This window comes from Rossellomorea sp. GAMAL-10_SWC (genome assembly GCF_049568075.1).
Taxonomy (GTDB): domain Bacteria; phylum Bacillota; class Bacilli; order Bacillales; family Bacillaceae_G; genus Gottfriedia.
This window is the reverse complement of record NZ_CP144911.1, coordinates 4,735,049-4,748,022: the sequence shown is the minus strand read 5'-3', so window position 1 is coordinate 4,748,022 and position 12,974 is coordinate 4,735,049. Positions and strand designations below refer to the sequence as shown.

Annotated in this window: 13 protein-coding genes and 1 riboswitch; all 13 genes read right to left on the bottom strand. The window is 35.4% G+C overall.

Annotated elements, in window-relative coordinates; all coding sequences use genetic code 11:
- Positions 1–6: 6 nt before the first annotated feature.
- A complete protein-coding gene (locus V5E38_RS22895) occupies positions 7–1,536 on the bottom strand; it encodes an acyl-CoA carboxylase subunit beta (protein WP_499211565.1) in 1,530 nt (509 codons plus the stop codon).
- A gap of 4 nt (positions 1,537–1,540) precedes the next feature.
- Entirely contained in the window at positions 1,541–2,317 is a 777-nt protein-coding gene (locus V5E38_RS22890) for a Clp protease/crotonase-like domain-containing protein (RefSeq protein WP_499211564.1), read from the bottom strand.
- On the bottom strand, positions 2,318–3,229 hold the full coding sequence (locus V5E38_RS22885) for a hydroxymethylglutaryl-CoA lyase (protein ID WP_499211563.1): 912 nt from the start codon (positions 3,227–3,229) through the stop codon (positions 2,318–2,320).
- Positions 3,230–3,241: 12 nt separating this feature from the next.
- Entirely contained in the window at positions 3,242–3,463 is a 222-nt protein-coding gene (locus V5E38_RS22880; RefSeq protein ID WP_025568303.1) for an acetyl-CoA carboxylase biotin carboxyl carrier protein subunit, read from the bottom strand.
- Between the two features lie 11 nt (positions 3,464–3,474).
- Positions 3,475–4,815: an acetyl-CoA carboxylase biotin carboxylase subunit gene (locus V5E38_RS22875; RefSeq protein WP_499211562.1), complete on the bottom strand. Its 1,341-nt coding sequence runs from the start codon at positions 4,813–4,815 to the stop codon at positions 3,475–3,477.
- Between the two features lie 11 nt (positions 4,816–4,826).
- Positions 4,827–5,972, bottom strand: coding sequence for an acyl-CoA dehydrogenase family protein (locus V5E38_RS22870; protein WP_097975124.1), 1,146 nt, complete (start codon positions 5,970–5,972; stop codon positions 4,827–4,829).
- Positions 5,973–6,628: 656 nt separating this feature from the next.
- The gene (gene thiE, locus V5E38_RS22865) at positions 6,629–7,264 is read right to left on the bottom strand and encodes a thiamine phosphate synthase (RefSeq protein ID WP_499211561.1); all 636 of its coding nucleotides are present in this window, start codon (positions 7,262–7,264) and stop codon (positions 6,629–6,631) included.
- Positions 7,240–8,067, bottom strand: a complete 828-nt coding sequence (gene thiM, locus V5E38_RS22860) for a hydroxyethylthiazole kinase (RefSeq protein ID WP_499211560.1) — start codon at positions 8,065–8,067, stop codon at positions 7,240–7,242. Before thiM ends, thiE begins: the two co-directional genes overlap by 25 nt.
- Positions 8,051–9,289 carry an SLC5/6 family protein gene (cytX, locus tag V5E38_RS22855; protein ID WP_499211559.1) on the bottom strand — a complete coding sequence of 413 codons (1,239 nt, stop codon included), beginning with the start codon at positions 9,287–9,289 and terminating at the stop codon, positions 8,051–8,053. The genes thiM and cytX overlap by 17 nt, the downstream gene beginning before the upstream one ends.
- Positions 9,282–10,088 carry a bifunctional hydroxymethylpyrimidine kinase/phosphomethylpyrimidine kinase gene (gene thiD / locus V5E38_RS22850; protein ID WP_499211558.1) on the bottom strand — a complete coding sequence of 269 codons (807 nt, stop codon included), beginning with the start codon at positions 10,086–10,088 and terminating at the stop codon, positions 9,282–9,284. Before thiD ends, cytX begins: the two co-directional genes overlap by 8 nt.
- Positions 10,089–10,224: 136 nt before the next feature.
- Positions 10,225–10,335: riboswitch (TPP riboswitch) on the bottom strand.
- Between the two features lie 105 nt (positions 10,336–10,440).
- Positions 10,441–10,593, bottom strand: coding sequence for a FeoB-associated Cys-rich membrane protein (locus tag V5E38_RS22845; RefSeq protein ID WP_025568315.1), 153 nt, complete (start codon positions 10,591–10,593; stop codon positions 10,441–10,443).
- A gap of 18 nt (positions 10,594–10,611) precedes the next feature.
- The gene (gene feoB, locus V5E38_RS22840) at positions 10,612–12,612 is read right to left on the bottom strand and encodes a ferrous iron transporter B (protein WP_499211557.1); all 2,001 of its coding nucleotides are present in this window, start codon (positions 12,610–12,612) and stop codon (positions 10,612–10,614) included.
- Entirely contained in the window at positions 12,606–12,836 is a 231-nt protein-coding gene (locus tag V5E38_RS22835) for a FeoA family protein (protein ID WP_499211556.1), read from the bottom strand. Before V5E38_RS22835 ends, feoB begins: the two co-directional genes overlap by 7 nt.
- Positions 12,837–12,974: the final 138 nt, after the last annotated feature.

Below are 12,974 nucleotides of genomic sequence, written 5' to 3'. Positions count from 1 at the left end.
TATCCTTTAAACAGGATAAACACCATGCTTTTTCGTAGCAGGAGTTTCATATGATTCTGAGTAATAAGCAAAACGTTTAATTAGCTCTGTACGTAGCTCTTCAGGTTGAATGACTACATCTACTACTAGCTCAGATGCTAAGCGGTAAATATCGATATCTTCAGCATACTCTTTACGTTTTTCTTGGATAAAGGCAGCTTGTTCTTCTTTTGGTAAGCTTGCTATTTTCTTTGCATACACTGCGTTTACTGCTGCTTCAGGTCCCATTACAGCGATTTGAGCAGATGGGAATGCAATGACGCAGTCTGTTTCAAATGCAGGGCCTGCCATTGCGTAAAGTCCAGCACCATATGCTTTACGAACGATAACTGAGATTTTTGGAACAGATGCATTACTCATGCTATAAAGCATTTTTGCACCATGGCGGATAATTCCTGCACGCTCTACTTTTGTACCAATCATGAAACCAGGTACATCCATTAAGAATAATAAAGGAATATGGTAAGCATCACATAAATTAATAAATTTAGCTGCTTTATCCGCTGAATCATGGAATAATACGCCACCTTTAACTCTCGGTTGATTAGCGATAATTCCTACGCTACGTCCATCTAATCTAGCAAAACCAGTGACTAGTTCAGGTGCAAATAGCTTTTTAATTTCAAAGAATGAATCTTCATCAACTACTCGGTCGATAAATTCATAAATAGAAAATGGTACGTTTTGATTGCTTGGTATAATTTCTGCTAAAGACTTCTCCTTTTGAACAGGATTTTTAGCTTCAACAACAGGAGCCCCTTGCTTGAAATTAGTTGGTAAGTAAGATAAATAATCTTTTAACTTAGCAATTGCTTCTTCTTCTGACTCACATAATACATCTCCGCAGCCTGAAACTGAACAGTGCATTCTAGCTCCACCCATTTCTTCGAGTGTAACTTTTTCGCCAATTACCATTTCAGCCATACGAGGTGATCCTAAGTACATTGAAGAATTACCTTCAACCATAAATACAGAATCACAAAATGCAGGAATATAAGCTCCACCTGCAGCAGAAGGTCCAAATAGTAAGCAGATTTGAGGTACTTGACCTGATAGCTTAATTTGGTTGTGGAATATACGTCCAGCACCACGTCTACCTGGGAACATAAATACTTGATCCGTAATACGTGCTCCTGCAGAGTCCACTAAATAAATTAAAGGTACAAGCATTTTTAAACATGTTTCTTGAATTCGGATGATTTTTTCTACTGTTTTTTCGCCCCACGACCCTGCTTTTACAGTCGAATCATTCGCCATTACACATACAGTACGGCCATTAATTTTACCGATTCCTGTTACGATACCATCTGCTGGAAATTCGTCATTCATACAGTTTGCAAAGAAACCATCTTCCACAAAAGTGTCTTTATCTAAAAGTTGATTAATTCTTTCTCTTGCAAAGAGCTTACCAATTTTGGCATTGCTCTCATGATATTTTTCTTTCCCACCAGAAAGTATTTGTTCTTTTCGAGCTTGATATGTTGCTTCGTTTGACATGCAATTACTCTCCTTTATATTGCGGCTTACGCTTTTCTTGAAATGCTACTAAACCTTCCATACGATCGTTTGTATGCAGTAAAGTTTCATATTCATAAGTTTCTAATCTTAGCCCTAGATCTAAAGGAAGATCGAAACCGCGTTGAATCGCCTTTTTTGCTGCACGGATTGCAAGAGGACCTTTACTTGCGATTGTTTCGCATATTTCAAGCGCCTTATTTTGTAATTCATCTATTTCAACAACATGTTCTAGAATGCCATAGCCTTCAGCCTCATGTGCATTTAAACGTTTACCAGTAAAGATTAACTCCTTCGCTCTTCCAAGCCCAATTAAACGTGGAAGTCTTTGTGTACCACCAGCACCTGGAATAATCGCTAAAGATGTTTCTGGTAAACCAACGATTGCATCTTTATGAGCAATTCTTAAATCACATGCTAAAGCAAGTTCTAAGCCACCACCTAAGGCAACTCCATTGATTGCTGCGATTGTTGGCATAGGTAATCTTTCCACTTTTTCAAAAAGTGTCCCGATTTTTTCAACAGTTTCTCGAGCCTCACTCTCAGTCATGCCTCTTCTTTCTTTTAAATCAGCACCACTACAGAAATAAGATGACCCACTACCAGTAAATATGACAGCACGAACAGATGATTTCTTTAACTCATCCATTTGGCTATGAAGAGCATCTAGTAACTCACGTGATAATGAATTAGCTGCATTTGTACGATTTAATGTAAGAATTCTAATATGACCGATATCACTTACTAATAAACTTGATTCCATTTAAATACTCTCCTTTGAACCATTCCATACGGAAAATAGCTTACTAACTGGTGTTAAGTTCATTTGTTCAGAGATATATGAAGTAGCTTGATGTAGTTTCTTTTCATCCACATTAGTTGTAATACCTAAATTATGAAGTAATGAAACAACATCTTCAGTAGCTACATTTCCACTAGCTCCTGGTGCATATGGACAACCACCTAGCCCACCATTTGATGAATCAAATTTTTCAATTCCAAATAGTAAAGAAGTATATAGATTTGCAACTGCACGACCATATGTATCATGGAAATGCATAGCAATACGATTAACTGGTACTTCTTTAACTAGATCTTCTAAAAATTGATTTACCTGAAGCGGATTAGCAATTCCAATTGTGTCGCCTAAGGAAATCTCATCTACACCACATTCAAGTAATTGGTTTGCAAGTTTGATCACCTTCATTTGGTCTACAGCACCCTCATACGGGCAACCAAATACAGTTGAAATATATGCTCTAGTAGTCTTTTTATTATTTTTACATTCTGTAATCATTGAGCGAATATCGCTCATTGAATGCTCGATACTCGCGTTTTTATTTTTTAAATTATGTGTTTCGCTTGCAGAAACAAAGAAATTAATTTCATCTGCATCTACTTCAAATGCACTCATTAGCCCTCTTTTATTAGGAACAAGAGCAGCATAAGTAACCCCATCTTTTTTCTTAAGCCTCGTAAATAGATCTACCGAGTCACTTAATTGAGGAATCCAGTCTGGTCTTACAAACGAAGAAACTTCAATATAAGACAAACCACTCTCTACTAATAGATTAATCCACTCAAGCTTCTTTTCAGTGGAAACAAACTGTTTTTCATTTTGCAAACCATCACGTGGACCTACTTCTCTTATAAAAGCCGATTGAGGTAGCTTCATCACTAATAACTCCTAACCTAGTTTTTCAACTTGAATTAAAGAGTCACCCTCGTTTACAAAATCACCTTCGTTAACGAACACATTTACGACTTTACATTTATAAGGAGCAGCATGAGGAATTTCCATTTTCATAGATTCTAAGATTACATAATCTTGATCACTACTAATTTCGTCCCCTACTGATACAAGACATTTCCATACGCTTCCAGCCATCATTGCAGTTAAGTTTTCCATTTTTAATTACCTCATTTCACTTTTTGATATTCACTAATAAAACTTGTTGTATAGTCGCCTTCTTGGAATGCATTCGTTGAAAGAATATCAATCAAAAACGGCAGATTTGTTTTAATACCTTCAATTTCTACCTTTTTAAGATAATTGTGCAGTTGAATTACTGCTTCTTTTCTTGTATTAGCCGTTACAATCACTTTCGCTAATAATGGATCATAAAACGGTGATACAACCCATCCATCATATAGATGTGTATCAATACGTACACCAATCTCCTCTGGGAAGTTACAGTGTTGTATTGTTCCTGGTGATGGGAAGAAAGTTTTAGGATCCTCGGCATATACCCTTACTTCGATCGAGTGACCATTCATTTCTACATGAGTTGGACGAATTGGAAGTGTTTCACCAAATGTGATACGGAACTGCCATTCAACTAGATCAATTCCTGTAATTCCTTCTGTTACACCGTGCTCAACTTGTAATCTAGTATTCATTTCTAAGAAATAAATATTTTCTTTTTCATCAACTAAAAATTCAATTGTCCCCACGTTTACATATTTCATTTGATTAGCAATTGTAAGGGCATATTCTTCAAGTTTCTTTCTACCTTGTGGAGAAAGGAACGGTGATGGTGCTTCCTCAACAACTTTTTGGTTTCTTCTTTGAATTGAACAATCTCTTTCAAATAAGAAAACAGCGTTGCCATGAGTATCAGCAGCAATTTGTGCTTCAATATGTCTCGGTTTAATAATCGCTTTTTCAATGAATACATCATCATTCGCAAAAAATTGAAGAGCTCTCGTTTGTGTTGTTAAAAATTCTTTTTCTAGCTGTGCTTCGTTTTCGATTAACTTCATACCGATTCCGCCGCCACCACTAGACGCTTTTAACATAACAGGATAGACAATTTGGTCTGCTATTTCTCTCGCTTCTTCAACCGATTGAATTGGGTGAGAATTTCCTTTAATTAATGGAATGTTTAATTGCTCCATTATTTGTCTAGCTCTAATTTTTTCGCCCATCATCTCTAAATGCTCTGGCTTAGGACCAACAAATAGAATGCCTGCTTCTTTGCATTTTCTAGCAAAATCGCTATTTTCTGATAAGAAGCCATATCCAGGATGAATTGCTGTTACATTATTTTCTTTTGCAATTTTTATAATTAAATCTGCATTTAAATACGTATCTTTTGTATGATTACCTTTTAAAGAAAATGCTTCATCACTTAACTTAACATGCAAACTTTCCTTATCAGCATCTGAATAAACTGCTACAGTTTGATAACGAAGCTTTTTACATGTTTCAATAATTCTACATGCGATTTCCCCGCGGTTTGCAATAAGTATTTTGATCATATTCTCTCTCCTTATCGGCATCCTAATTGACGTGCAATTACCATACGTTGAATTTCTGATGTACCTTCACCAATTTCAAGTAACTTAGCATCACGCACTAAACGCTCGATGCCATACTCTTTCATATAGCCATATCCACCATGAATTTGTAATGATTCATTCGCAATTTTGGAAGCGATTTCAGATGCGTATAACTTAGCGAATGCCGCTTCTTTCGTAAACGGTTTTCCATTGTCTTTTAACCATGCAGCTTTATGCACCATATTTCTTGCTAACTCAATTCCCATTGCCATATCAGCTAATTTAAATTGAATAGCTTGGAAACTAGATAAAGGTTGTTTAAATTGTTTACGTTCTTTTGCATATACTAATGCTTTATCAAAAGCCTTTTGTGCAATACCTACAGCAAGTGCTGCAATTGAAATTCTACCACCATCTAATGTATATAAGAATTGGCCAAAACCTTTATCAGGATTGCCAAGAATATTTTCTTTTGGAACACGTACTCCATCTAAAACAATTTGAGTTGTATTTGAAGCACGAACACCCATCTTGTCATAAGGATCTGTAATTGTTAATCCTTCTGAGTCAGTTGGAACGATAAACGCGCAAATATTTTTCTTTCCTTTTTCATCAATAGAAGTATAAGCAGTTACGATAATTGTGTTAGAATACTGAGCGTTTGTAATCCAGCATTTTTCACCTGTAATTACATACTCATCACCTTCTAAAACTGCTTTTGTTTGTGTTCCACCAGCATCAGAACCCGCATTTGGCTCAGTTAAACCGAAAGCTCCTAGCGTTTTTCCTTGCGCCATTGGAACTAAGTATTTTTGCTTTTGTTCCTCTGTACCAAAATAGTAAATTGGAGAAGCGCCTAATGAACATGTTGCAGCAAAGCTTAAACCTGTTCCTCCACATGCACGCCCTATTTCCTCTACAGCTAACGCATAACTAATTGTATCGCCACCGCTACCGCCATACTCTTCAGGGAACGGAATTCCTAATAAACCTAATTCACCCATTTTTTTGAACGTTTCAATTGGGAATTTGCTATCACGATCAAGTTCCTCTGCAAAAGGCTCAATTTCCTTTGCCGCGAAATCTCGTACCATTTCTTGAATCATTTGCTGTTCTTTAGATAATAAAAAATCCATGTGTTAGTCACTCTCCTTTTAATATTTAGGTACGTTTAAAAAAACGTAAGAATGTCTCCAACTGCAGCAAAAAGCAGTGGAGTCTCATATTTCGTGTATAAGAAATAAATATTTTAGTCTTACAATTGATAATATTCGATATTTTCTACCATTTTCCTTTAATCTATGTTCGACAAATTGAGACAAGAGAGGAAATGTTAGGAAAAGTGGGAGGATTGTCGGGATGTAGTCGGAATTACTGTTGGATGGGGGAGTGCAAATGCGTTTTAGAGGGGTGCAAATAAGAAGCCTGACTGTGCAAATAAGTCTAGAGAGCTGCAAATAAGCAGGATATCAGTGCAAGTAAAAGGAGTACTGCATATAAAGGCAAATCTGCAATTAAAATAGCTATATCTGCAATTAAAAACTTCAAAACTGCAATTAGATGATAAATTACCCATACTAGTTGGGGAATTATACACTAAAAATCGCACAACAGTTGATCCTTTCATACGGTAAACTAGCCAATTGTTCTAATTCTTCTTAAATCAATTAAAGAATTGATATGAATCTATGATTTTTAAATAGTTCATGACAATCAAGTTTTCCTCTTAAAATACAAAAAGGGCACCTATCCATCAAATAACGATGTAATAGATACCCTAGATACTAATTTATTACTTATTAACCAACATACTCAAATATTCAGCAGCCGATTTAATATCTTCTTTCCCTAATATCGCAGAAACAATTGCAACACCGTCAATTTTTGTTTCCATTAATTCAGCAACGTTTTTTTCATTAATTCCACCGATGCCTACGATTGGAATTTTTACTGCCTCACGTATTCTTCGTAACTCATCTAGTGCTAAATATTTTGCATCTAGTTTTGTACTCGTCGGATACACTGAACCAATACCAACATAATCCGCACCTTGTTCCTGTGCAATCATTGCTTCTTCTAATGTTGATGCAGATACACCAATAATCATATCTTCCCCAACAATCTGTCTAGCCACAGTCAAAGGTAAATCTTCTTGACCGATATGCAAGCCATCAGCCTGTATCGCCAATGCGATGTCTAAACGGTCATTAATAATCAATGGAACATTATATTTTGAAGTGACTTCTTTTACTCGCATAGCAATACTGTAAAAATCTAGACTGCTACAATTTTTTTCTCTTATTTGTACGATTGTTGTTCCACCTTTAATTGCTTCCTCAACAGATTGAACTAAATCCCTTGATCCTAATACATCTCGATCCGTTACTAAATAAAGCTTATAATCTATTTTACTTTTTGCTGTAGCCATTCGATTTTTCCTCCCGTTAGAAGTGTATCAACAGAAGCTTTAGATGCTTCATCAAATAAGTTTACTTTAAATGTACCGATTCCTTGCCCTTCAGTTAGGCGAGCCTTAGCAAGCTCTCCACAAAGACCCATTGTCGTAATACCGGAAACAGCTGCAAGGAAATAATCAGTCGTTGCACCAGCATAAGTTCCAATTAATGATGTACTCATACATCCAGTTCCAGTTACATCAGCTAGCATTTTATCTCCATTTGAAATGGTACATACTCGGTCTTGTTCTGCAATAATATCTACTGCACCTGTAATTGCAACTACTGAGCCTAATTTCGCTGATAGAGATTTTGCAATTTCAACGCCGTCTTCTTCACCAGCTACAGAATCCACACCTTTAATTTGAACCTTTAAGCCAGCAATCATTTTAATTTCTGACATATTTCCACGAACTACTGCAAAACGTACTTCTTTCAATAATTTAGAAGTCGTTTCTGTACGTAAAGTAGTTGCTCCTACACCAACAGGATCTAATATAACTGGTACGCCTAATTGATTAGCTTTTTTACCAGCCTTAATCATTGATTGAATTGTTCTTTCATTTAATGTTCCAATATTAATAACAAGTGCTGATGCAAAAGATACCATTTCTTCTACTTCGGCTAAATCATCTGCCATAACTGGTGATCCACCTAGGGCTAACACCATATTTGCACAGTCATTTACAGTTACATAATTTGTAATGTGATGAACTAAAGGCTTTTTCTCTTTCACACTTTCAAGAATTTGACTCATTTCATTCATAGTTAACATTTTTTTCTCCCCCGATTTGCTTTGGAACAAGCTTATTAATAACAAACTGAACAACTATATAAATGACACAAATTAAAATCATACTTGGAACAGTAGCTCCAAGGAAGAAGTCTAATTGTACAAACTTACGATAAATAAAAACTCCTAAAATCCATGTAATAAACGCGATCCAATCAATCTTCAACGATTTACTTATATTTGTTCTTTTTAGAATAAAATAGTCCGTTAATAAAATTGCATATAACGGTGCAAAAAAAGAACCAATTGTATATAAAAATCCTTCATACTTCTCTATTGGGAAAATAACGGCCAATAATGTTCCAAGAGCTGTAACGATTAGGGCGATATGTTTTCCATTTAGCTTTGGAAAAATGGTTGTAACTGATATTCCGGCAGAGTAAGCATCCATGAAAGTCGTTGTAACAGTTGCTAAGACGACGATACCAACTGCAAATAATCCTAGATTTGCACTCATTAAAACAGCAACCGGGTCTACTTGATTAAATGCTAATGCTGCGCCTAGCCCAATAATATACATCCAAGAGCTACCAAACATATAACCTATAAAACTACCAATCGCTCCATCTTTTGTTGTCTTCGCGAAACGAGTATAATCACTAATTAATGGAATCCACGATAATGGCATAATTACCGATAATTCAACGGCTGCACCAAAAGATAATCCTGAAGTGCTTGGTTGGGTTAGGATCTTATCACTTTTAAAAATGACAAAACAGAGCATAATTGTTAAGACAAATAACAAACAAACGGCTAAACTATTAAGTTTTTTTGAAGCATTTTGCCCAAAGTACAACCAGATTGCGATCAATACTCCAATTACTAAACACCAAACCCATAGGTGGTCAAACCGATAATCTTTAATTGTAACTAAATTGATTGAGCGAGCACCTGTTAAAATCATAATTGCTGTCCAGCCTAGTAACTGTAGAACATTCAAAAGCGAAAACAAATAGCTACCATAGCTACCAAATGAAATTTTTGTAGATTCCATTGCTGATAATCTTTGCTGAGAACCAATGACTCCACCTAATATAAGCAATAATGTTCCAAGTAAATGCCCTACTAAAATGGCCGTCAAGCCTTTCGTAAAACCTAGTGGTGCTACTAGGGCACCAGTCATAATTTCTGCTACAGAAACTGCCGCACCAAACCAAAGTGTTGTAAAGTTCCACTTCGTCATTTTTACATTTTGATTAGACATATTGAGCTCCTGCCTTTTCATACAATGAGTAAAAATGATGTACAGGACCTACCCCTTTTCCGATTGAAAAGGAATGTTGGATTGCTAATGTTATATAGTTTTTCGCCTCTCTAATTGCCTCATTTAATTCAAGTTCATTTGCTAAATTAGATGTAATGGCTGAAGATAAAGTGCAACCTGTACCGTGGGTATTAATTGTATTAATTCTAACGCTATTAAAGCTTGTAAATTCCTCGCCATTAAAACAAATATCGGTAGCCTCCCCCTCTAGATGACCACCTTTTACAAGGACGTTTTTAGCACCTAATGAGTGAATTTGAATAGCAGCTTCTTTCATCTCTTCAATCGTTGTAATTTTTCTTCCAGTAATGACTTCTGCTTCAGGAAGATTTGGCGTAATAACAGTTGCTAATGGAATCAATTTTTGTATTAAAGCTTCCTTTGCATCCGGACTTAATAAGTCAAATCCGCTTTTTGAAACCATAACTGGATCAACTACGATTTGCTTTGGTTTATATTGCTTTAGTTTCTCAGCAATGACTTTAATCGTCTTTATTTGAGATACCATTCCAATTTTTACAGCATCGACTTCAATATCAGTAAAAATTGCATCTAACTGACTAGCAATCATCTCTGGTGTCATATCTTGTACTGCAAACACTCCTTGCGTATTTTGAGCAGTTACTGCTGTAATTACACTCATTCCAAAAACACGATGAGCTGAAAACGTCTTTAAATCCGCTTGAATACCTGCACCACCACTTGAATCAGAGCCTGCTATCGTTAATACTTTCTTCAATTCTCTTCCCCCTATTTCATGAATAGAACTCTTTGATCTTACAGATAGAAGATGAAACTTGATTTTAAATACAAAAAAAGCACAAATCCCATAAGGACTTGTGCTCGAACAAATCAATGTTATGAATACAAAATATGTATTCTACCGTTCACTTTCCTACGCTGGCATTATCCAGATCAGGTTAAAGGGTCAAAGACTTATGTGTCTTAATCTCAGCCGAACGTTTACGGCACCCCTAGTACTATTCAATTATTTAAATTAATTACTTTATCATCTTAATTAATCCTTCTACTTTATTCAAGTATTTAGACAGTTTACTTTAAATTTTATCTTTTTAGTTAAAGCTATATTTCTATTTTGAATAATTTGTATCACAATTTGAACTACAAGTCTTTGCGATTGAGCATGAGCCACATTTACCTTTTTTCGTTTTCTTTATATATCGTAAAAGTGTCCACCCTGCATATCCAAAAATAAGAGCTCCTATTATAATATTGACAATCATAAGTAGATACCCCTTTCTTTAGTAGCCTAAGAGACTTCCAACTTGATAGATAATTAGCGCTAATATATACGCAATAACTAGTGCATATCCAACTGAGAAATACGTCCATTTAGCAGAACCTGTCTCTTTACGAATTGTCGCAACAGTTGCAAGACATGGTACATACAATAAGACAAATACCATAAAGCTAAATGCAGAAAGTGCAGAAAACTGTGTTGACAATATTCCTTGTAAAGAATGTGCATTTGGCACATGATAGATAATATTCATGGCAGATACGACTACCTCTTTAGCCAAAAATCCTGTTAGTAAAGAAGCACCTGCTTGCCACGTCCCGAAACCTAAAGGTGCAAGTATTGGTGTAAGTATTCCGCCAATCATTGCTAAAAAGCTATCATCCATCGAAACACCTAAACCACTTGGTCCCATATAAGATAATAACCATATTACTACAGAACCACCAAAAATAAACGTACCTGCTTTTCGAATAAATCCTTTACCTTTATCCCATGTGCTTCTAAATAAAGCTTTACCTTGTGGCATACGGTACGGTGGGAGTTCTACGACAAATAATGAAAATTCACCCTTTAATATAGTAGATGAAAAAACCTTAGCTAATACTAATGCAACTACTATTCCGAGTATATAGAGTGAAAAAACAACTATTGCTTGATTTTTTGCAAAAAACGCTCCAACGAAAAGTGCATATACTGGTAAACGCGCCGAACAAGACATTAATGGTGTTAACAAAATGGTGAGTAATCTCTCTCTAGGCTGTTCAATTGTTCTTGCAGCCATAACTCCAGGTACATTACAACCAAATCCAATAATCATTGGAATAAATGCCTTACCAGTTAAACCAACCATTTCCATCGAACGATCCATTACTAAAGCCGCTCGAGACATATATCCAAAATCTTCAAGGAATGAAATTAGTAAAAACAAAATAAAAATTTGTGGAACAAAGACTAAAACTCCACCAACACCGGCAACAATACCATCAAGAACAACTGCTTTTATAAAATCAGATGCATGTATTGCATTTAAGCCATTTGTTAGCCAGTCCGTTACAGATCCTGATAAAAACCCATCTAATGCGTCAGATAAGGGTAACCCCAACCAATCAAAAGTAAGCTTAAACATTAAAAACATTGTAACTAGGAAAATAGGAATACCCAAAATTGGGTGTGTCACAAATCGATCAATGCGATCAGTTAATGTAACTGCTTCATTAGATTCTTTCTCTACAGAACTTCCAATTAATTTTGAAATGACTTCTTTTCTTATAGAATAAATCCATTTTGAAGGTGATACACCTTTTTCACTGTGTAATTGTGCCTCTGTTATTTTAATTACTTGGTCAATTTTACTAAAATCGTAGGATGAAGCGATGAATTCAATTACCTCTTTATTGCCCTCTAAAATTTGTATTGCAGTCCATCTTTTAGGAATAGATAAAGTTGAAGGTAATAGTGTCATAATATTTTTAATACCGTCTTCAATAATTATTCCATAATCAATTTCAAACTCAACTTCAGATTGAGGAATTGTCTCTAGTAATTCGTTTACCTCGTTTGTTCCCTTACCCGATCTAGCGTCAATTGGAATAACTGGTACTTGTAATATCTTTGAGATACTAGAAGGATCAACTGAAATTCCTCTTCTTTTAGCAACATCAACCATATTTAGACCAATAATCATTGATTTATTAAACTCTAGAAGTTGAAGAGTGAGCATTAAATTTCTTTCTAATTGAGCAGCGTCAACAATATTAATCATCCCATCAAATGTTTCATTTACAAAAAAATGTGAAACAACGGCCTCATCTTTTGAAAGAGGGCTTAGAGAATAGATACCTGGTAAATCAATTAGATTTCCAAGTTTATTTTTTATACTCCCTACCTTTTTTTCAACGGTAACCCCACTCCAATTTCCTACATATTGGTATGTACCTGTTAAATTATTAAATAGAGAAGTTTTTCCTGTATTTGGATTTCCAATAAGCGCTATATTTAACATATTTTTTCTACCTTTATCCCAGATGCATCATGAAATCGAATGCCAAGTGATTGTCCGCAATTTTCAATCATACAAGGCCCTTTGAACGGCATTGTACATTGTAGGCAGACCATAGCCCCTTCACTTATCCCTAGATCTAAAAGACGTCTCTTCACTGCCTCACCTAGTGATGACAAGTCCGTTATTTTTGCTTTTTCGCCTATTTTTAATTCTGAAAGTAACATAAGTGATTCCCCCGGATCAAAACTTATTATATAAACAATTAATAATGATAATCCTTATCAATATCTTTATCTTAAGTGAAGACAAGTTAATTGTCTACCTGCTTTTATGAAAAGGTTAACTTAAGAAAAAATCCCCAA